Source organism: Gilliamella sp. Nev5-1 (assembly GCF_001690895.1).
Taxonomy (GTDB): Bacteria; Pseudomonadota; Gammaproteobacteria; order Enterobacterales; family Orbaceae; genus Gilliamella; species Gilliamella apicola_C.
Genome location: NZ_LZHO01000011.1, coordinates 24233 through 45229 on the forward strand (window position 1 = coordinate 24233; position 20997 = coordinate 45229).

Annotated in this window: 17 protein-coding genes; 5 read left to right on the plus strand and 12 right to left on the minus strand. The window is 36.9% G+C overall.

Going from position 1 to position 20997, the window contains the following annotated elements; translation table 11 throughout:
• Positions 1–3 precede the first annotated feature (3 nt).
• The 6 genes from csy3 to cas1f all read right to left on the minus strand — a co-directional run bounded on the left by csy3 (position 4) and on the right by cas1f (position 8427).
• On the minus strand, positions 4–1038 hold the full coding sequence (gene csy3, locus A9G41_RS01820) for a type I-F CRISPR-associated protein Csy3 (protein WP_075539243.1): 1035 nt from the start codon (positions 1036–1038) through the stop codon (positions 4–6).
• 35 nt (positions 1039–1073) lie between these two features.
• Positions 1074–1997, minus strand: a complete 924-nt coding sequence (csy2, locus tag A9G41_RS01825) for a type I-F CRISPR-associated protein Csy2 (RefSeq protein WP_065579851.1) — start codon at positions 1995–1997, stop codon at positions 1074–1076.
• Positions 1997–3376, minus strand: a complete 1380-nt coding sequence (gene csy1 / locus A9G41_RS01830) for a type I-F CRISPR-associated protein Csy1 (RefSeq protein WP_065579850.1) — start codon at positions 3374–3376, stop codon at positions 1997–1999. The genes csy2 and csy1 overlap by 1 nt, the downstream gene beginning before the upstream one ends.
• A 68-nt stretch (positions 3377–3444) precedes the next feature.
• Entirely contained in the window at positions 3445–3765 is a 321-nt protein-coding gene (locus tag A9G41_RS01835; protein WP_065579849.1) for a hypothetical protein, read from the minus strand.
• Between the two features lie 385 nt (positions 3766–4150).
• Positions 4151–7477, minus strand: coding sequence for a type I-F CRISPR-associated helicase Cas3f (gene cas3f, locus A9G41_RS01840; protein WP_075539244.1), 3327 nt, complete (start codon positions 7475–7477; stop codon positions 4151–4153).
• Complete coding sequence (cas1f, locus tag A9G41_RS01845; protein WP_065579847.1) at positions 7474–8427, minus strand: type I-F CRISPR-associated endonuclease Cas1f; 954 nt, start codon at positions 8425–8427, stop codon at positions 7474–7476. Before cas1f ends, cas3f begins: the two co-directional genes overlap by 4 nt.
• Before the next feature lie 124 nt (positions 8428–8551).
• On the opposite strand from cas1f, the gene A9G41_RS14630 reads away from it, so the two are divergent.
• Positions 8552–8674 carry a hypothetical protein gene (locus tag A9G41_RS14630; protein WP_257005078.1) on the plus strand — a complete coding sequence of 41 codons (123 nt, stop codon included), beginning with the start codon at positions 8552–8554 and terminating at the stop codon, positions 8672–8674.
• A gap of 63 nt (positions 8675–8737) precedes the next feature.
• On the opposite strand, the gene carB is transcribed toward A9G41_RS14630, so the two are convergent.
• Complete coding sequence (gene carB / locus A9G41_RS01850; protein ID WP_075539245.1) at positions 8738–11953, minus strand: carbamoyl-phosphate synthase large subunit; 3216 nt, start codon at positions 11951–11953, stop codon at positions 8738–8740.
• A gap of 2 nt (positions 11954–11955) precedes the next feature.
• Positions 11956–13113: a glutamine-hydrolyzing carbamoyl-phosphate synthase small subunit gene (carA, locus tag A9G41_RS01855; protein ID WP_075539246.1), complete on the minus strand. Its 1158-nt coding sequence runs from the start codon at positions 13111–13113 to the stop codon at positions 11956–11958.
• Between the two features lie 270 nt (positions 13114–13383).
• Between carA and argF the strand changes: the two genes are divergently transcribed.
• Together argF and A9G41_RS01865 are read left to right on the plus strand one after the other, a co-directional pair.
• On the plus strand, positions 13384–14394 hold the full coding sequence (gene argF, locus A9G41_RS01860; protein WP_075539247.1) for an ornithine carbamoyltransferase: 1011 nt from the start codon (positions 13384–13386) through the stop codon (positions 14392–14394).
• Positions 14395–14492: 98 nt separating this feature from the next.
• A complete protein-coding gene (locus A9G41_RS01865) occupies positions 14493–14990 on the plus strand; it encodes a phosphatidylglycerophosphatase A family protein (RefSeq protein ID WP_065581511.1) in 498 nt (165 codons plus the stop codon).
• Between the two features lie 534 nt (positions 14991–15524).
• On the opposite strand, the gene nadK is transcribed toward A9G41_RS01865, so the two are convergent.
• The gene (gene nadK / locus A9G41_RS01870) at positions 15525–16403 is read right to left on the minus strand and encodes an NAD(+) kinase (RefSeq protein WP_065588334.1); all 879 of its coding nucleotides are present in this window, start codon (positions 16401–16403) and stop codon (positions 15525–15527) included.
• 156 nt (positions 16404–16559) lie between these two features.
• On the opposite strand from nadK, the gene grpE reads away from it, so the two are divergent.
• On the plus strand, positions 16560–17144 hold the full coding sequence (gene grpE / locus A9G41_RS01875) for a nucleotide exchange factor GrpE (protein ID WP_065581513.1): 585 nt from the start codon (positions 16560–16562) through the stop codon (positions 17142–17144).
• A 42-nt stretch (positions 17145–17186) separates the two neighbouring features.
• Here grpE and def read toward each other — a convergent pair whose 3' ends face one another.
• Positions 17187–17699, minus strand: a complete 513-nt coding sequence (gene def / locus A9G41_RS01880; RefSeq protein ID WP_065581514.1) for a peptide deformylase — start codon at positions 17697–17699, stop codon at positions 17187–17189.
• 161 nt (positions 17700–17860) lie between these two features.
• Here def and dprA point away from each other — a divergent pair, with 161 nt between their 5' ends.
• Positions 17861–18964 carry a DNA-processing protein DprA gene (dprA, locus tag A9G41_RS01885; protein ID WP_218057909.1) on the plus strand — a complete coding sequence of 368 codons (1104 nt, stop codon included), beginning with the start codon at positions 17861–17863 and terminating at the stop codon, positions 18962–18964.
• An 89-nt stretch (positions 18965–19053) separates the two neighbouring features.
• Here dprA and rraA read toward each other — a convergent pair whose 3' ends face one another.
• Positions 19054–19545 carry a ribonuclease E activity regulator RraA gene (gene rraA / locus A9G41_RS01890; RefSeq protein ID WP_065568263.1) on the minus strand — a complete coding sequence of 164 codons (492 nt, stop codon included), beginning with the start codon at positions 19543–19545 and terminating at the stop codon, positions 19054–19056.
• A gap of 285 nt (positions 19546–19830) precedes the next feature.
• Positions 19831–20985, minus strand: a complete 1155-nt coding sequence (locus A9G41_RS01895) for an ABC transporter permease (RefSeq protein ID WP_075539248.1) — start codon at positions 20983–20985, stop codon at positions 19831–19833.
• Positions 20986–20997 lie beyond the last annotated feature (12 nt).

Here is a 20997-nt window from a genome sequence, read left to right on the forward strand (position 1 = left end):
TATTTACTCCTTACCGCTGGCACCAAATACACCACCACGAATTAATACCGCAATCACATAATGTTGCTGCTCAAGCGTTGGTTTTTCACCCTTTAATACCCAATTATCAAACAAAGTATAAAAATCTAATTTCTGTTTTGGTTGACGGAAAGCATGCCCCATTGAAGTGACCGAGCCATACGGTTCTATTGCGATTGGGAATGGTGCATTATCGTCATACCAAGTATCGATAGTTCGAATGGCATTACTGACTTTTTGGGAATGCATAGCCGCTTGTTTGTTCTTCTCATACAATACTTTACTTTTAGTTTTGCCAGTATCTAGAATTAATTCTTGTGACGGGTAAACTTCTTGCCCTAAGCCCATTTTTAGTTTAGCTTCAACATTAAAAATCACAAATTCTTTACCTAATAAGCCTGCTTCAATCAGCACTGCGAGATCATTTACTGCTTTATCATCATAATCAAATGAGTTCAGTTGATATTGCTTAACATCACTCACTTCGACGATTGTTTTTTCACCCTTACTACCTTTATTATCTTTATCAACTTTACGAGTAATTGACAGGCTAATTTGCTCCGCTGCCATACGGTTGCGCCATAACCAACGACCATTTAAGATATTAATGGCATAACGCTTAGCCAACGCAGTCAACCCTTGTGTTTGGATATAGTCTTGGGTTGTTTTTTCTAACGCTTCTTGATATTCAATTTCATTACATACCGACGGTTTACCTAAAAAAGGTAACACTTTACAGCTCCATTTAATCACTAAAGTCTCTTTATCGGCATCTAATGCTGCAACATCAACTGTCTGTAAATTTGGTTTTTGTATTTCAGCATCTAATTTGGTTGGATCGTTGGCTACTGCATTTTTAAGGCGATTTGAAATAGTGCCTCGCACTGATTTTTCAGTGACCACAACAGGGGATAATTTATTGCTATCTTTAGGATCCTGCTGTGCAAAAATGGCATCTGAAATATCAAAACTACGTTCAAAAGCAAGTACGCTGGCGGTGGTAATTTTATCTTTACTCATAATGTATTCCTTATTCTATAATTTTCTAAATTTACTTAATTGGTTTCTTGATTAATAATATAAATTTCTGCATCATTAGATTGCAATTCACTACATTGATAACGCCAAAAAGCCTGTGATAAATTCTTTTGCAAACGCAAAGGAAAGACCCATTTACCCAGCCCATATATACACTCCACAAATTGCGTGGCATGTTCATTACTGCGTGCATGTTCAACCTTACCTGCGGCAAACAGCGGCGAAATTGCTTGATAGCCCAAATGTAAAGGAACAAGCCAACCACGATCTTGCTTAACCGACGTGGTTTGCCAATGCCCATCTTCTTGCGGATTATGGTGTAGCATTGCCGTTTCAATTAATGCATCCAGTGCGGTAGCATTAGGATCTTGTTGCTGTAATTCAGCAGTAATATCTTGTAAATCTTGTGGTGCTTCAACTAAAACAAATGCCGGTAATAATAAATTAGCTAAATCAATATCTGGTTCATCAGAAGAAATTAATTTGACATCGCCAATAAATACCACATGACCACCCGCTATACGTTGTTGGTAAAGCTTCTGTTCCATTTGTTGGATAAATGCTTGTTTTTGCTCGACGTCATATAATGTCTCCGGATCTTCAATTTTTACCTCGACAAGTAATGAAACATCTAAATGAGCGCGCCCTTCTTCAATAATGGAACGAGTACTGCCATTTTTAGAGAGTGGATTGCGCGTTAATCGAAACGTATAATCCGCATAGTTGCTTGGTCGATAAACTTGTACATCACATTCATGACATGCAATTAACACACCATCTAAGTAAATGGGATTTTCTGATTCAATTTTTCGACTTAAAGCATGAATCGCCCCTAAAAATCCTGAAATAGCAGGGAATCCATAGGTTAATGGGCTAGAGATTGCATTAGCATTATGAATTTGGACATGATCAAAGAATAAATAATAAGTTAATGATGCCATTAAAATATCCCCTCTCTTTTGCGTTGGCTCGCTTTTACTGCCGCATTAAATTCACTTCGCCATTCACTATATTCAACATCATCAAATTGTTTTTCAATATTTTTGAATTTATTTTTTAAAATCGTTTGAATCCAAGAGGCAAATTGTTTTTCTAGCTCTTGTTGCCAATCACCTTGTTCGTATCTTAGTTTAAAATCTGTTTCACCATCCAATAGTGCTCGTTTTGGATCAAGCCAAAGTTGTTGCGAAAATTTAAGCGAAGATTCCCGACTCCAACCGGCATCTTTGGTTTTTTGGATATGTGCCGCAAACTTAAGAACTAATGTTAAAATGATAAAAAATGCCTCTTTTCTCTTATTTCTTACTAAGAAATTATTTTTTTTGTCTTGAACTGTCTCAAATAATAATTTAAAACCATATCGGCAATAATATTGAAGAGCTTGATCAAAAATAGTTTCCTTAAAGTTTGAAATTGAAGGAAAAGCAGTTTTAGCCAATTTTGGCGGCATTGAGGGTAATAAAAAGTTGCGCCCGCCCTGATTACTAGTTAACTGGCTTACGCCTTGAGGGTTACTTCCTCCCAATTTAACAACGGCTAAATCATGAAAAGAAAAATAAGGCTGATGTACAACATCCTTTTTCTTACGCAATTCTCGTGCATATTTATTTTCTTCTGAAAATCGTGATTGTACTTTTTGATAAACCAAATGACACAATGAGCTCGGATGCAAAGGAATTAATAATCGATAATTATTTTCTTGATCAGATAAATAAGTCTCTTCACTATTCGTCCAATATAATTGCTTATTCAATTCCGAGGTTTTAGGTTTGCTAAAATCATTAAAGATTGCTTTTTTAAAATTAGCTAAATAAAGCGATGCTTTTTGTCGATCATCTGAAAGAGCGGGTAAAATAGCTGGATGCTCATCTACTATCAATTGTAAAAATGTTATATCATCTTTAATAGATTGATTTAATAAAGAAAAAATATCAAGAGCAGCCGCATTCCCTGAGCAATCTATCGGAATAATTGTAGGTGTTGCTGAAGAAATATATTGCTGTCCTGTTGGTTGAGATCGTGTTGAATGATTAATATTATCACCCAAGCTAGAAGAATGAATTCCTTTTGATATAAAATGACATAAAGAAATCCAAAATATTCTCCTTGTTGCTGCATCTTCCATCCACGTTTCAAAATCAAATCGCTTGGCTAACTCATCTAATTTTTGCTGAGCTTCATTAACTGCAACTAAATCACCCGCCTCTTTTGCTTTTTCTAGCTTAGCAGTTTCACTTTTATAATTACTATTATTGGCAAGCCGTTGTTGTAGAAAGTCTAAAATTACCTTTCTTATATCTTGCCAAGAAATATTGTTCATTGACCCTCCTTATATTTTTTCGAAATTAAAAAGGCTTATATCATTAAATATAAGCCTTTAATTTAATGCTATGCTGCTTTAAATTTTAAGTATAAATTCAATATATTTAAAGCATTACTGTTATACACCCATTCTTTATTGGAATTAAGATATCTATAATTATCTTGTTCAAGCTTTAATTTCTTAATCAAATATTTAATTTCTTTAATTGTCGAAATATTTAGAATTTTCATTAGATCTCGAATTGAATAATATTTAGACTGCACTGATAAAACAATCAATTCATCATTAGCAGCGGGTGAATCAATAACAAATTTTTGTACTTGATTTAGTAATTCTTTATCAAAAGAAATTTGACGAGGTATAACAAAATATTTATTATTAGACATAGTATTTCTCCTTCATTTATGCCTAGGTTGAAATATGCTCTTATCAAATGACGTAAACATCGGATAAGAGCTTCTTAATATTTGTGAGTAAATCACGAAACAAATATATACGAAAGAAGCAAATAGATCAATAATAAATTAAAAATAAAATTTAATGGGAATGTTATTTTAATAAATTAAGCGTTATTGACAAATAAAAACCGCCTATGCGGCGGTGGAACTATTAAATTAAAACAAAAATTTAATGTTTCTAAACTGCTTACACAGCAGTGCCATCAAGTATAAAAGAATTACCTCGCTTTTACTAGCAACCATTATTCACCTGCTGATATTTTCTCAAAAAAGTTTCAGGTAACTATGTGTTTCAGTATAAAACAATATTCTTTTATCCTTTCTTTTTATAAAAACCAAAATAAGGATGAAAATGCCAATTGCTATTCCGATATAAGCTGACACTACAAAACTCATTGGCTAATCGGTATAAGTTTTTATTGGGGAAATGTTCCGCTATTTTTGTTATGGCTTGTTCTACACTATTTTCTAACCATGGTTTCACTTGCGGATTTTCAAATAACCAGTGTTTGTATTTGATTTGGTTATTTTGAGTACTTGGGCAGCGCTCATCTGGTGTTTGCCATGCGATATCTGCATAGCTAAATTGATAATCGCCATCATCATTAAGTTGGCAGATATATTCATCTTGTGTCTTATTATTCCCTCTAAATGGTGAAATTGCCTGTAAATGCACACAATGGTGATGTGCTAAGTCTGGTTGCCAATAGCTGGTAACATAATTACTTTTACGGGCATGAATCGCAAAGAGATTTGCCATGACCTTATGTTCTAATTCGGCGAGCGTTAGCCCATCTTCAGGGCAAGACTTAATACGAGGAACCGCATCTATATTCACTAACTGATGAGCAGGAATGAGTTCATTTGTTTTATGGGTTTTCAGCAAGAATAATGACTCTTCTTCAAATCCAGGCTTAGTAAAACAGGCCTTATCCGTACGATAATTAGCTTTAATTGCCGTTAAATTCGATCCTAATATCGCCACATTGGCTTTTTGTGCCATTTTTTGTGGTCGGTGACGCCATACTCGCCCCACTAGCTGGATAATAGAGCGCATGGATGATGGTTCAACAATTGCCCAATCATAATCGTGATCGCGTCCGACTTCGGTCACTGGCGTACCGATAACAATAAAAATATGGTTTTGTTTATCGCTATCTTTGATGGCATCGATAATTTCAGGCTGATGAAATAATGCCTGTTCATCACTACGATTTAAAATTCTATCAAGTTTTTCTTCTAACTGGCTACGCAATAACAGCAGTTGCCGAGCATGATAAACCACGATATGAAAAGCAGTATCAGTAGGTAACTTGGTTTGGGCATAAATTTGTTCTGTAAGTGAAATAACATCTTCGGTATGGGCAAAACGCATTAAACCAATGCTTACCTTTTTTTGTGATTCTTTATCTATTTGATGATGATCTTGGTGGAATTGATAAGCTTGTGCTAATAGTTGCTCAGCAAGTACACTATAATTGAGTTTTTGTTGGTTCTCGGTTTGCTTTTCTTGGTAGTTTAATAGATCTAAGATATGTCCTTGGCGACGGATTGCACTTTGTGCTAATTGATGAATGCGCATTGCTACAAATTGTTGATGGTGATCGCTAAACGTTTTAGTATCAGCAATTGGTGATATCGACTGTTCATATTCATCAAACCAACCACATACAATGGCATTATTGGCATATTGGTTATTTTGATTCCAAATTTTTCGCCCTGCTTGGTAAGCATCAAATAATCCGGCAATTAAATCTGGTGTTAAGGTTGCTGATGAGAGTAGCACTTTGCTACCAAATAACCCAGCTAAATGCACCAAGCGAGCCAGTGCAGGTAAGTCATGTTGATCAAAATCATCCGGCTCATCTAAAATCAAATCTGAGGTTAACAATCTTAACGTGGGTGCAATATATTTACCACCACGCCCACATTCACTCGCTTGAATAATATGGTCAATAGTGCATGTCACAATGGGCGCATAAAGTAATTGCCGTGCTTTACTGTCTTCGATAATCGTCCCTAACTCACAATCCGCAATACCACTTTCTGCTACATCAATATATTCATCAAGTAACGATTCGATAGATTCACTACCTTGGTTTTCTGATTTTTTTTGAGAATCGTTTTGTTGAATTTCTTCATTACTCAGTTCAAACAAGGTTTTTGTGGCACGCCCACCCACTAAAATCGCCAGATGCTCATCACTTAAGTGTAATCTTTCTCTTAATGCTTTACCTGTTTGTAACGTTAAAACACGTAATCCCAATGCAATGGTAAAACGCACGCCCCGTTTAGGGTTAGAAAGTGCATACATAATCCGCCCATTGGCTAAGGTTTTACCGCAGCCAGTCGATGCCATATTCACGCCAAAAAAGCCGCATTCATCAGATAGTTGTTGATAACTTTTGGCTAAATCAAACGCGTGATTTTGCCATTGGAATCGTTTTATAGTTGTTCGTTTGGTGAAAGGTTTATGTTGATTGATGGCAGGTAATTCTGTGATTATTTTAGGTAATAAACGAGTAAAGCGAGCCGCTAAATTAGCGACCCCAATTAAATGATCATCTAAACACTGTTTAGGCTTTTTTTGGTAATTTGTGTTAGCAATCAGTATTGTTTCATTTTCTTTTGCCTCTTCACATGCTAAAGACAAGCTTGAGTAGTTATGATCAGCCACCATTAAACTTAAACGCGAAATATGCAATACAAACGGGTCAATAGTAGATAAGTGCATTAAAGGAATATGGTTTAGGGCTTTGGTTGCATAACGGCTTAATTTTTTAAGCCAAGGTTGGCTTAAGGTGATATCACTTTTTAGTTGCCAAAAATCGTTGGGGGATGAGTGTTGGCTATAGCTGTTTTTAACCCATTTATCAACAGCTGTTAGTATTCTATAGAAAGTTGTTGTTTTTAAACCTGAAAGATATAATTCTTGCTTTTGCTTCTTTCCTTTATCGCCATCTAATGAGACCGATAAAAACGGCATTCGATGATGCGACACAATGAGCCACGCGATCCACTGTGCCAATAAAGGCAATTGGGTAAGATCATTTTTTTCGACTTGGGTGAGCTGTTTGTACCAATGAGGATGCTGTTGTCGATATTCAGTAAAATTTGCTAATCGATTAAATAAGGCTTCGTTGGTGGGGCAGTCTTGAATCATTAATAAAAATAATTGCAACGAAATCCATTCATGTCGATAAGGATCAGCAGCCACAGCTGTTTCTGCTCGTAATTTAGATTGAAAACCAATCGTTGCTTTACCTAAATCATGAAGTAATGCTGCTATGGTTGTGATTAATTGAATAGTGGTTGCATATTGCCAACAATTTTCGCTGTCACTGCGTAAAATATTACGCCACGTACGGTTGGTTGGGACGCGCCCTTCTTGATTAAATTGACTGCGATCACCCACAATCCACAAAAGATCAGTTAAATTTTTACCATGTGTCCAATAGCAGGCAACCGCGGTATTTTTTCGTGCGGTTTTGCGTAACAATTTATAGAGTGTTTGTAGACCAGCTTCGGTCATTGGGCTTTGCCATGTGCGTTCTCCACAACGTTCAGCAAACTGATCGATAATCCGCCGTGTTTCAGTTAAGGCGTTCTTTTTGCATTGGCTAACAAGTAAAATATTCATATTTGATCGGCTATCTGTTTTAAGGTATCAATAATTTTATCAAGTGCTTCTAATTGGGCAAATTGCGCAATGCACGCCATACGAAATTCTTTTTCACTATCCCCTTGTTTAGCTGATAAAAAGGCTTGGGGTAATACAATGCCATCTTTGATAATATCGGCCGCATCAAAAACTAAACCACCGCGCCGAGTTTTTCCGTGTAAAATAGCCAGCCCATGAGGGAGACCTAACACCCAACAAGCCGTTGCACCAAGACCATAGGCTAAGTAGTTACCATGATCTAAAAATTGATTAGCCGGGTCATGACTTTTACCATGCGTACCATGCTCACGCTTAAATTTATCATCTTGTAGTGTTAATTGATTTGCTATGCCATAAAGGCGTTTGCTAATTCGCCCTTCAGCAGCTAAAAGTGCTTGACTATTATCCACATCAGTAAATTGTTGTGTTGCATCCACAAGGATTTGCTCTAATTTCATTTTATCGATATCCCAATCAAATTTGGGCCAACATTCGCTAATAATCTTAAGCCGGGTTTGTTGCAATAACTTAGCTGCTTGTAACCGACGCTTGTCATCAAACCAAAATTGACACCAGCTTTGTAGGTATTCTGTAGGACGATATTCACTTTGTGGCGAAAAAAATTGACAGGCAAACTCAGATTCAGTTGATGAAAAAAGTGGGGTTCCGCCTCCTCCACAAAAACCAATCATGACGCCTGCACGTGAAAGCTCTCGCACGGCTGCTTGCGTTAATGACGTTCCGGTGCCTAATAAAATACAGGTAGTATTAGCTATTGGGATATTCCAATATAAAGACTGTTGCCCTTGCTCCGTCACATACTCAACACGCCCACCATTAACCAAAACACGGCAATGTTCTAAATAATAAATATTGGCACGCTTGGAATGCATGATCGTTTTTAGATCAGAGGAATGAATCATATCCATATATGATAACTTGTTAAATTAATTAAAATATAATAAATAAATTAACACGATATTGCAGAAAAAACGAGCTTTTTCTTGTGGTTACAAGCAGTAAGTTCATTCTTTTTATTCTAGCAAAGCAATCTTGTATAAAAGCAATTTTGATAATAAGATTTTTCAACGTTGTTATAATTTTGCAAATCATATTCATGATTTAGCTGAGGCAGATATTTGGGCGATGTCAGCAGAGCCTTCACCAGCAAGCTAATTTAAGTTAATCGATTATATCAGTTAATAGATTATAAAAGACGAGCATTGCTCGTCTTTTAGGCTATGGATAAAGCGCCTGTAGTGGTGTTACGTTATGCGTAGGATCGTAATCTAACGCTGCTGTTGTGGCATAAGCTGCATTCATTGTCGTATCGTAATGCACCTTATATTGAATGGCACTTCGGCGCAATATTTTGGATGCCTCAATAGCTGCTCGTCCTGATGTGGTGTTAAGGATATAACTATATTCCCCATTTTTTATATGATCGTGGATATTTGGACGCCCTTCGTTTTCTTTTTTAACAATTTGGCATGGTATATCAGCTTGTTGTAGCACTTTTGCCGTCCCGATGGTGGCGTCAATAGTAAATCCATGAGCAATTAATCGTTTAGCAACGCCTAACAGCCTTGTTTTATCTTGGTCACGCACAGATAGTAGCACTTTCCCTGATTTTTTCATATTTGATAAACTACCAAGTTGTGCTTTAGCAAAGGCTTCAGCAAAGGTTTTACCGATGCCCATAACTTCACCCGTTGAGCGCATTTCAGGTCCTAAGATAGGATCAACGCCACTAAATTTATTAAACGGTAAGACCACTTCTTTTACTGAGTAATAAGAAGGAATGACTTCTTTAGTTACATTTTGTTGTGCCAAGGTTGTTCCTACCATCACTCGTGCGGCGATTTTAGCGAGAGGTAAGCCAGTTGCTTTTGAGACAAAAGGGACAGTGCGAGCTGCTCGCGGGTTGATTTCGATTAAATAAATCTGGTTATCTTTAACAGCAAACTGTCCATTCATTAAGCCTTTCACATCAAGCTCAAGTGCTAACTGTTTAGCCTGTTGCCTGAGTTGGTCTAAAATCTCTGGGGTTAGTGTGTGTGTAGGTAATGAACAAGCTGAATCGCCAGAGTGGATCCCTGCTTGTTCAATATGTTCCATAATACCACCAATGACAATTTGTTCACCATCAGCAATCACATCAATATCTACTTCAATGGCATCATCTAAAAAGTGATCAAGTAAGACAGGGGCATTATTCGATTCGCTTACCGCTGTTTTAAAATAACGCCGTAAATCTTGCTCATTATAGACAATTTCCATTGCCCGACCACCTAATACATAAGATGGCCTAACCACTAATGGGTAACCGACTTTTTCCGCTTTGGTGATAGCTTCATCAATATCGGTCACCGTTGCATTGGCTGGTTGTTTTAATTTCAATTTATCGACGACTTCTTGAAAACGCTGGCGATCTTCGGCTTTATCTATAGCATCGGGTGAAGTACCAATAATAGCTAGACCTGCCGCTTCAAGTGCACGGGCGAGTTTTAGTGGTGTTTGCCCACCATATTGCACGATAACACCATTTGGCTTTTCAACATGCGCAATCTCAAGCACATCTTCAAGCGTAACTGGCTCAAAATAGAGGCGATCAGAAGTATCATAATCGGTTGACACGGTTTCTGGGTTACAGTTAACCATAATGGTTTCATAACCATCCTCACGCAGAGCTAATGCTGCATGCACACAGCAATAATCGAACTCGATACCTTGACCAATTCGATTAGGACCACCACCTAGGATCATAATTTTTTTACGGCGAAATTGAGGATTGGCTTCACACTCTTGCTCATAGGTTGAATAAAGGTAAGCGGTATCGGTTGCAAATTCAGCCGCACAGGTATCAACACGTTTATAAACAGGGTGAATTTGATATTGATGACGTAAATCGCGAACCGATTGCTCGGTGGTATTAAGTAGTTTAGCAATGCGTAAATCTGAAAAACCTTTACGTTTTAATTGCCATAATGTTTCTAAATCGAGCTGTGCAAGTGACTGCTTCTTTAGCTTGTTTTCAAGGTTAACCAACTCTTCAATTTGTATTAAAAACCAACGATCAATATTGGTAAGTAAAAAGATATCTTCTAAGCTGAATCCTGCCCTAAAAGCATCAGCAATATACCAAATCCGATCAGCACCCGCTTCTTGGAGCTCATAACGAATTTTGGTGATATTTTTTTCATCAGTATAATTATCAATTTTAGGATCAAATCCTGAAGCACCAACTTCAAGCCCTCGCAACGCTTTTTGTATTGATTCTTGGAAGGTACGCCCAATGGCCATCACTTCACCAACTGATTTCATTTGTGTGGTTAAACGATCGTTACAACCAGCAAACTTTTCAAAATTAAAGCGTGGAATTTTGGTAACAACATAATCAATTGACGGTTCAAATGAGGCGGGTGTTTTACCCCCTGTAATATCATTCGATAATTCATCGAGTGTATAACCAACTGCCAATTTAGCAGCGATTTTAGCAATTGGAAAACCGGTAGCTTTAGAAGCTAACGCTGATGAACGTGATACTCTCGGATTCATCTCAATGACAATTAATCGCCCAGTGTTTGGATCAACGGAAAATTGTACATTGGAGCCACCGGTTTCAACGCCAATTTCACGCAGTACCGCGATCGAAGCGTTACGCATGATTTGGTATTCTTTATCCGTCAAGGTTTGTGCCGGCGCAACAGTAATTGAATCACCGGTGTGAATACCCATTGGATCGAAGTTTTCAATTGAACAAACAATAATGCAGTTATCATTTTTGTCTCGCACCACTTCCATTTCGTACTCTTTCCAACCTATCAATGATTCATCGATGAGCAGTTCATTGGTTGGTGAAAGATCAAGTCCTCTGGTACAAATTTCATCAAATTCTTCTGTGTTATATGCAATTCCGCCCCCCGTTCCCCCCATGGTAAAGGACGGGCGAATAATGCAAGGAAAACCAACTTGCTCAAGAACGGCATAAGCTTCTTTAAGCGAATGCACAATGCCTGAACGAGCGGTATCAAGGCCGATTTTTTTCATCGCCTCATCAAACCGTTTACGATCTTCGGCTTTATCAATAGCATCTGCTGTTGCACCTATCATTTCAACATTAAATTCTTTCAATACACCTTGTTTTTCAAGCTCTAATGCACAGTTTAACGCTGTTTGACCGCCCATGGTTGGTAAAATGGCGTCTGGCCTTTCTTGTTCAATAATCTTGCGAACGCATGTCCAATGAATTGGCTCGATATAAGTGGCATCGGCCATTTCAGGATCCGTCATGATAGTGGCTGGGTTGGAATTAACTAAAATAACGCGATAGCCTTCTTCACGTAGCGCCTTACAGGCTTGTGCTCCCGAATAATCAAATTCACATGCTTGACCAATAACAATTGGACCTGCGCCAATAATTAATATACTGTTGATATCTGTTCGCTTCGCCATAATTATTGCTCCTGCTTATAAATTTTAATTAACTCAATAAAATGATCAAAAAGAGGTGCGGCATCATGTGGTCCGGGACTGGCTTCTGGGTGACCTTGAAAACTAAAAGCTGGTTTGTAATTGTGATGAATACCTTGCAGTGAACCATCAAATAGTGATTTATGAGTGGCTCTTAAATGAGCAGGCAAACTTGCTTCATCTACTGCAAAACCATGATTTTGAGCGGTGATCATAACCTGATTATTTTCAAGATTTTTAACGGGGTGATTTCCGCCATGGTGACCAAACTTCATTTTAATCGTTTTAGCGCCACATGCTAGTGCTAAAAGTTGATGACCTAAGCAGATACCAAAGATGGGAATGTCAGCATTTAAAAACTGCTTAATAGCCTCAATTGCATAACGGCAAGGGGCTGGATCACCTGGGCCATTAGATAAAAATATTCCATCTGGCTTTAATGCAAGGACTTGTTCTGCTGTCGTTTTGGCTGGTACGACTGTTAATTTACAACCACGCTCAACTAACATGCGCAAAATATTGCGTTTTACGCCAAAGTCATAAGCAACAACATGGTATGGTAATTGTTTTTCTGGTATTGGATTAGGCTGTTGTTGTCTTGTCCATATGCCTTGAGTCCAAATATAACTTGTCAAACACGTCACTTCTTTAGCTAAATCAAGCCCACTTAATCCTTTAAAATTTATTGCCTGTTGTTTGGCTATTTCGGCTTTTTCAAGTAAGGTCTTTTTATCCGTTGCCGTTATAATAACACCATGCTGTGCTCCTTTTTCACGCAAAATACGCGTTAAGCGCCGTGTATCAATATCGGCGATGGCAATAACATTATGCTTTTTTAAATAGCTGGAAAGATCGAGTTCACTTCGGTAGTTGCTGGCTAATAATGGCAAATCACGAATAATCAATCCCTTTGCATAAATTTGGCTGGATTCAGCATCATTATCATTTGTTCCGACATTACCAATATGAGGATAGGTCAGTGTAACCAATTGTTCACAGTAAGAAGGATCGGTAAGGATTTCTTGGTAGCCGGTCATTGAGGTGTTAAATACTACTTCCCCAACAGAGTGCCCATCAGCACCAATTGATTTTCCGATAAATTGCGAACCATCTTGTAACATAAGGAGGGCATAAGTTTGCATGATAAAAAAGACCTTTTGAATAAATGATCGTTAATTTTGAATATAAATTCAAATTTACTTATCTATAAAGATATAATAATTGGTCATTTTATTACACTTTTTTGTACAAAAAAAGTAATATTATAAAAATTACTTTGATAATCATGTCTAATTTTTGAGACGTTCTCAACGTAAAAACAAAATATTGGGATGATTATTATGTTTAACTTGAATTTGCATAATTATTCAAATAGAATCTTTTGAATAATTACGGTTATTAGGAGCAATATCATGCACGGTTTTTATCAGCGCCATTTTTTACGATTACTCGACTTTACCCCTACCGAAATCAATCAACTAATTAATCTTGCCATAGAATTAAAACAAGCCAAACAACAAGGGCGAGAACAACAACATTTGATTGGTAAAAATATCGCGTTAATTTTTGAGAAAGACTCCACCCGTACACGCTGTGCTTTTGAGGTTGGTGCATTTGATCAAGGTGCGAATGTCACTTATTTAGGCCCCAGTGGTAGCCAAATTGGGCATAAAGAATCGATTGCAGATACCGCGCGCGTGCTAGGTCGAATGTATGATGGAATTGAATATCGTGGTTATGGTCAAGAAATTGTTGAAACCTTAGCAAAATATGCAGGTGTGCCAGTCTGGAATGGTTTAACGACCGAAGCACATCCAACCCAAATATTAGCCGATTTTATGACAATGCAAGAGCATATAGGAGATCGACCATTAAGCAGTATTAAATTTGCCTATTTAGGTGATGCTCGGAATAATATGGGAAATTCATTAATGGAAGGTGCAGCGTTAATGGGGATGGAGATTCGATTAGTTGCACCAAAGGCTTGTCAGCCGGAAGCCGAACTTGTGCAAAAGTGCCAAGATATTGCCAAAATGACAAGAGCAAAAATTATCTTAACTGAAGATGTGACTTTAGGCGTTAAAGACGTCGACTTTTTATACACGGACGTATGGGTGTCAATGGGCGAACCTAAAAATGTTTGGGATGAGCGAGTTAAGCTATTAACACCATATCAAGTAAATCAAAACGTGATTAAACTCACTGGTAACCCAAATGTCAAATTTATGCACTGCCTGCCTGCTTTTCATGATATAAATACGACAGTGGGTAAACAAATGGCAGCACAATATGGCTTAACCAATGGGCTTGAAGTAACTCATGATGTATTTGAATCTGAGCATAGTATTGTATTTGACGAGGCCGAAAACAGGCTACATACCATTAAAGCGGTAATGGTTGCAACATTAACCAAAGACGAATAATATTGTCACAATTAATACAAAGGTGTTTTGTTAACATAAGCGCCTTTCTTTTTGCCGACTTAATGTCGGCATAATTTTATCTAAAAGAATATTGAATCATGACCAAACAAGAGCGAAACAAAAATTTTAAAAAATACCTAAAACTGACCAATCCCATTCATTTTTTAGCAGTAGGATTGGGTAGCGGCATGTCACCGATTATGCCGGGAACTATGGGTTCATTAATGGCTATCCCGTTATGGCTTTTGTTTTATGGTTTACAGCCAGCTTTATACTGGATATTTATTTTAGTGACTTTTATTTTTGGTTGTTTTATTTGCCAAAAAACATCGGATGATACCCATACGCACGATTCAGGGCATATCGTTTGGGATGAATTTGTCGGCATGTGGATCACCCTATTTTTTATTCCGCAACTTTCAGTTATGTGGATTGCCATAGCTTTCGTGGCATTTAGAGTGTTTGACATGGCAAAACCTTGGCCAATTCGCTGGTTTGATAAACGTATCCCCGGTGGATTTGGCATTATGGTAGATGATGTGATTGCAGCTATCTTTTCATCATTCACAGTTTATGTCATGACATTAATTATTTAAGAGATGAAGCGTGATCCTCGCCAAAATATAAGACAATACTCGCCACTATCAATACACTAAATTGACGACGAAATAAGGTATGTTTGCGCATGCTACAAACTCAATACCTATCAATATATGAGCTTATTTGCTGGCAGATCACTTTTCGACCGAATAAATCATTACACCGAAGTATAATCCACCTTCAAGAGGGGGGATATCAGTGATGTCGGTCATCCAAACTAGGTTGAGTTTAACCGGATTAAACGGTCTATTTAATGTATTGGGTCGTACTTCATGCGATAGACTTGTGGTAAAAAGATGAATATTATTGTTTATAATCGCTTAAATAAAAAACCAAAATAAAATCAATAGCTTTTCTGAATGGTTTTTATCGTGCTTAATTTATATTCTTTCTGATACATCATAGCCCTAGTTTCTAATATCGTATACTAAGCTTGGGGCAATTAGATGGGTTTTATGTCGCCAATAAGGTAAGGCTCAATGATCTGATATTCACATGCATATTTCTCTGAAATTTTTTAATAACACTAGCTAAAACATCTTTTGTGACCATCCTAATTTGCTTGAAAGATTATTAAAATAATCATAATCCTTAGAGTGAATTAAATTAAACTCATACGAAGAACGGCGAATAATCACATCTTGTGTGGGTTTGACAGGCAAAATAATTTGGCTATCACAAGCAATATTAAGATCCAGTGCTGTCGTTGGGAATTTTAAGCGGATAGCATTATCACTTTTGATCACTAATGGTCTGACCGCTAATGAATGTGGAAACATTGGTGTAATAATTAATGCATCTAAATGAGGAGCTAAAATAGGACCTCCCGCCGATAGTGAATAAGCGGTAGAGCCTGTCGGTGTGGCAATAATTAACCCATCTGCTCGCTGTGAAAAGGCATTGCGTTCATTAATGTAGACATCATAGTCAATCATATGTGCAACGGTATTAGGAGTAACAACAATTTCGTTGACGGCAAAACTTGAGTTAATCAAGTTACCATTATCATAAATAGACACTTCTAACAAAAAGCGGGGATCATCCTCATATTTACCAGCAATAACAGGACTTAATTGTTCAATCACTTGTTCATGAGAAATATCAGTTAAAAAACCGAGGTTACCGCGATTGACACCAATAACTTTGATTTTATAGTGCGATAGTCGCCTAGCTGAATGCAACATATTTCCATCTCCCCCTACAACAATAGCGAGATCGGCTTGCTCACCAATTGTTTCCAACGAGGCGTAGTGGCTAACAGAAAATTGAATGTGATCCGCTAAGCGCTCTTCAACCAGCACGCGAATACCAAGTTTAACAAGCCAATCATAAAGCACTTGATGAGTTTCTATTGCTTCTAATTTACGCGGAAGCCCAATTAAGCCAATACATTTAAATGGTGTATCCATAAAATATCCTTGTTATTTTTTACACAACCATCTGTATTTTTTGATAATAATTCAAAAAATCACATATCAATATGATGATAGGCTTGTAATCATAAAAATTGCCCCCATAATAACCGTTATTCACTAAGTTTTCGACTACATTATTTGGAGTACCCTATGACAGAGCAAGATAAAAATATGTCAGAAAATGAAACTAACATTGACACACCAGTAGAAGCAACAGCCGAGCAAGAAGTAACTGCGCAACCAAATCTTGAAGAACAATTAAGTGCAAAAGATGCTCGTATTGCAGAGCTTGAACAAGCATTGCAATTAGCGAAAAAAAATGAAAGTGAAGCCATGATTCGTGCGCGAGCTGAAATTGATAATGTTCGTAAACGAGTCGAGCAAGATGTTGATAAAGCGCGTAAGTTTGCACTCGAAAAATTTTCTAACGAATTATTACCCGTTATTGATAATTTAGAACGCGCTTTAGAATCGACAGACAAAGCGAATCCAGAACATAAAGCGACAGTTGAAGGATTAGAACTGACATTAAAATCATTCTTAGACACTGTCAAAAAATTTGGTATTGAAGTGATTAATACCGAAGATTCTCAATTAAATCCTGATGTACACCAAGCGATAAGTATGGTTGAATCACCTGAACATCAGTCAGGACAAATTGTTAATACCATTCAGAAAGGCTATACCTTAAATGGCCGTTTAATTCGCCCTGCCATGGTTATTGTCGCTAAATAGCTAAGCGTAATGAGTTTAACCGCCAAGTACTGGCGGTTAATTTTATTTACTGCGTTGCTCTTCTCGGGCAAGTTTTTTCATTTTTTGTTCGATTCGTTGGCGTTTTAATGGTGAAAGATAATCGACAAAAAGCTTACCTTTTAAGTGATCCATTTCGTGTTGAATACAAATAGCCAATAGATCATCAGCGTCAATTTCGTAAGGATTGCCATTACGATCAAGTGCTTTAATTTTAATCTTTTCAGCTCTTGGCACAAAACCACGGCAATCAGGTACCGATAGACAGCCTTCCTCAATACCTGTTTCACCGTCTTGGCTAATGACTTCTGGGTTGATAATCACATAAACGTGGCTTTTGTCTTCTGATACATCAATTACGATAATTTGTTCATGCACATCGACTTGGGTAGAAGCCAGACCAATACCATTTTCGGCGTACATGGTTTCAATCATGTTGTCAATAATGGTTTGTAACTCTGGTGTAAATTTGGTAACAGGCTTAGCAACTTTGCGAAGTCGCTCATCAGGAAAACGTAATACTGGTAAAATAGCCATAAATTATTCGATCTACTCCTCAAATTTCGGGTTTATTCCATCTATTATTCATTGTAAACATTTATCATACTGATGAATAGCCCTTGTTGGCTATTGATAAAATATATCTTATCAATTCAAGATATGACGCCTGTTTAAGCTGTATATAAAAAAGGGTTATGATGAGTAAATATGAATTTTTATTACGAATTTCAATGCTTAGATATGGAAAACGAGCCATTTTTGAAAAAATTATGCAACTTTTTGTTAACGGTTTACCTAGTAGCATAAAAGATGTCTCTCTTCTATTAAATAAACTAGGATTATCAGACATTCAATTAGCACTTTTTTATGAAACATCATACCTACATTTTGAGCCAATACTTGAATGGTTAGATTCACCTTTTCCACCAAAATATCTTATTGCCTATTGCGATAATGATTATCCTTTACTACTTAAGCAAATTGATTCTCCGCCTTTATTATTATTTGTTTTAGGTAATCGGCAGTTACTAGATTCTCCTCAATTGGCTATGGTGGGCAGTCGCGAATTTAGTGAATATGGAGCACAATGGGGACGATATTTTGCAAGCGAATTAGCTATTAATGGTTTAACCATAACCAGTGGTTTGGCGCTAGGGTTAGATGCAATTTGCCATCGTGGTGCGCTTGAAGTATCTGGCCCGACTATTGCAGTTCTAGGCAGTGGATTAGCCAAGATTGCCCCAAGATCAAATTTAAGCTTAGCCAATGATATTTTGTCACAAGGTGGCGCCATTGTTTCTGAATTTCTACCATTTGAAAAAGCCAGATCAGTCTATTTCCCTCGTCGAAACCGAATTATTAGCGGATTAAGTTTAGGTACTTTTGTGATTGAAGCATCAGAAAAAAGTGGTTCACTAATTACAGCACGCTATGCACTTGAACAAAATCGCGATGTCTTTGCTTTACCTGGCGATATTGATAATGAAAACTGTAGTGGAACTCATTATTTAATTAAACAAGGCGCTTATTTGGTTTCTAAGCCTGCTGATATTTTAGAGCATTATTATAACTATTTATCAGTAGTAAATAACTCGCTTAATTCAATTAAAGAAGCGCCAAGTCATTCTATTTTGTATCCGGAAATTTTTGCTGTGATTCACCACCAACCTATTCCTATTGATATTATTGCCCAGCAAGTCAATTTACCGATTTCCGAAGTGACAACTAAATTATTGGATATGGAACTAGAGGGACTGATTAAAACGGTAACTGGCGGTTATATTCGTAATCGAATAATTTAGCATTAACAAAATCCTTGTTAAAAAACTTCAGAAAAGCGCGCATCTAAATATAAAACCCGCCGATAGGCTTCGGCGGTATAGGTTATTTTTTATTTATCTTCAATTTCGAGCGCAATTTCAGATAAAATAATACCAGTGTTATCAGCATAGATAAAATCACCAGAAAAGAAAGTTACGCCACCAAAGTTAACTCGAATATCGATTTCACCTATTCCTTGATCCTCAGCACCAACTGGAATTGCTGCCAGCGCTTGAATACCAATATCAGCTTCAGCCAGGTGATCAACTTGACGAACAGCGCCATAAACAATAATCCCTTCCCACTGATTTTGCACGGCAATATCGATTAGCTCTGCATCAATTAATGCACGACGAACAGAACCACCACCATCAATAACAAGAATTTTACCTGAACCGTCCGATTGTAAAATTTCGTATAGTAGCCCGTTATCTTCAAAACATTTAACTGTTACAGCTTGACCTGAAAATGATGTCACACCGCCAAAATTACTAAATATCGGTTCAACAACGTTAACGTCTTCTGGGTAATAATCGCAAAGAACTGAAGTATCAAACTCCATTATCAAGTCTCCTTTTGCTGTGGTATATAAGTTTATTTAGTATAACGCGAATACAAGTAAAACGATATTAAATTTAAATAAACGAGTGCTAATTCAAGATAATTCTCAAACAATAAAATAAATTAACCAATAAAACAAGCCTAACTGCTTGTACTAATCTTGTACTAATAAAAAGTTATTAACGATCAATTTAAATCATCATAGCAATGTTTAATATCAATCGGTAAAGCTAATAACAATAAGCCACTGGATTTATATTTTATATCATTGATAATCTATTGATTATTATATTTTTCTAGATTTAGACGTTGAGTTTTTTAAAAATTTTCTTACTCGACCTTCTCGCAATGCTGCAATAAAAAAGCCAAGTGAACCGTATATAATCCCAAGCAACAAAATCATAAATACATTAAATAAATTATCTTTTAAGCTTAACCCCATTTGATTGACACCTGCTATCATATTGGTTGCCCAAGTTGATGGTAACATTTTAGAAACTATTTGTACCCCAAAAGGCATGGCATCAAGCGGCCAAATTGTACCCGATAAATAAAATACGGGGGTTGTCAAAAATGCGAGTGTCAAATAGATCATTTCGGTTTTACGTAAACATTCAGTCAGTAATTTACTGAGCCCTAAAACGCCAAGCAATAATGGAAATGTCATAATTAGAATTTCGGGTATATTAGCGAGTTGTCGATAGCCAAGTGCCCAAGGCCATAAACCAAACAGAACAATGGATAAAAATAACCAGATCGGTATAAGACCACATAAACTACCAAATATGACTATTTTCGGCGGTTTACCTTTCGGTAGTGAGTTTAAAGTAATGTTAGTACGCGTTGAAGCAATTAAAAATGAGTGTTGCAATAACATTACTAATAAACCCGGAAAGGTAATAGCGGCAAAACTGACGCCAGGATTATAAAGTGGTTCAGTTTGACCATTTATTGGCGATAAAATAATATTGATCTGTTTATCTGAGAATCCACTATTACGCATTATTCGAGTATTATATTGAGTTAATATCTGTTGATAGATCCCTTTTATATCGACTTGTATTAAACCATTGGCTAAACGACTTGAAGCATCACCATATGCAGGTATTGTCACTTCTTCGCCATTTAATAACCGCTTTTCAAAATCTCTTGGAATTGTAAATACTGCAAAGAGTCGATGATTATTAATATCATCATAAGCTTGCAGAGAGCTTTCATATATGATGGTCTCGATTTTAGAGCTAGTATTTAAAGAGCGAATTAAACCTCGACTTGTTGGTGTATGATCTTGATCGACGATGGCTACTGGCAAGCTGGTTATGGTTCCATTACTATAAACTAAACTCATCAATGAGACAGATAAGAGTAACAATAACCACCTTGGTCTCACTAACATAAGCAAAAATATTTTTACAAATGAAGACCAAAATATTTTAAGCATCTTGGTTTTTCC

What these genes read in the sequence shown, in the direction of transcription:
- csy3 (WP_075539243.1), bottom strand. Translation starts at nt 1,038, where the DNA reads ATGAGTAAAGATAAAATTACCACCGCCAGCGTACTTGCTTTTGAACGT.
- csy2 (WP_065579851.1), bottom strand. Translation starts at nt 1,997, where the DNA reads ATGGCATCATTAACTTATTATTTATTCTTTGATCATGTCCAAATTCAT.
- csy1 (WP_065579850.1), bottom strand. Translation starts at nt 3,376, where the DNA reads ATGAACAATATTTCTTGGCAAGATATAAGAAAGGTAATTTTAGACTTT.
- A9G41_RS01835 (WP_065579849.1), bottom strand. Translation starts at nt 3,765, where the DNA reads ATGTCTAATAATAAATATTTTGTTATACCTCGTCAAATTTCTTTTGAT.
- cas3f (WP_075539244.1), bottom strand. Translation starts at nt 7,477, where the DNA reads ATGAATATTTTACTTGTTAGCCAATGCAAAAAGAACGCCTTAACTGAA.
- cas1f (WP_065579847.1), bottom strand. Translation starts at nt 8,427, where the DNA reads ATGGATATGATTCATTCCTCTGATCTAAAAACGATCATGCATTCCAAG.
- carB (WP_075539245.1), bottom strand. Translation starts at nt 11,953, where the DNA reads ATGGCGAAGCGAACAGATATCAACAGTATATTAATTATTGGCGCAGGT.
- carA (WP_075539246.1), bottom strand. Translation starts at nt 13,113, where the DNA reads ATGCAAACTTATGCCCTCCTTATGTTACAAGATGGTTCGCAATTTATC.
- argF (WP_075539247.1), top strand. Translation starts at nt 13,384, where the DNA reads ATGCACGGTTTTTATCAGCGCCATTTTTTACGATTACTCGACTTTACC.
- A9G41_RS01865 (WP_065581511.1), top strand. Translation starts at nt 14,493, where the DNA reads ATGACCAAACAAGAGCGAAACAAAAATTTTAAAAAATACCTAAAACTG.
- nadK (WP_065588334.1), bottom strand. Translation starts at nt 16,403, where the DNA reads ATGGATACACCATTTAAATGTATTGGCTTAATTGGGCTTCCGCGTAAA.
- grpE (WP_065581513.1), top strand. Translation starts at nt 16,560, where the DNA reads ATGACAGAGCAAGATAAAAATATGTCAGAAAATGAAACTAACATTGAC.
- def (WP_065581514.1), bottom strand. Translation starts at nt 17,699, where the DNA reads ATGGCTATTTTACCAGTATTACGTTTTCCTGATGAGCGACTTCGCAAA.
- dprA (WP_218057909.1), top strand. Translation starts at nt 17,861, where the DNA reads ATGAGTAAATATGAATTTTTATTACGAATTTCAATGCTTAGATATGGA.
- rraA (WP_065568263.1), bottom strand. Translation starts at nt 19,545, where the DNA reads ATGGAGTTTGATACTTCAGTTCTTTGCGATTATTACCCAGAAGACGTT.
- A9G41_RS01895 (WP_075539248.1), bottom strand. Translation starts at nt 20,985, where the DNA reads ATGCTTAAAATATTTTGGTCTTCATTTGTAAAAATATTTTTGCTTATG.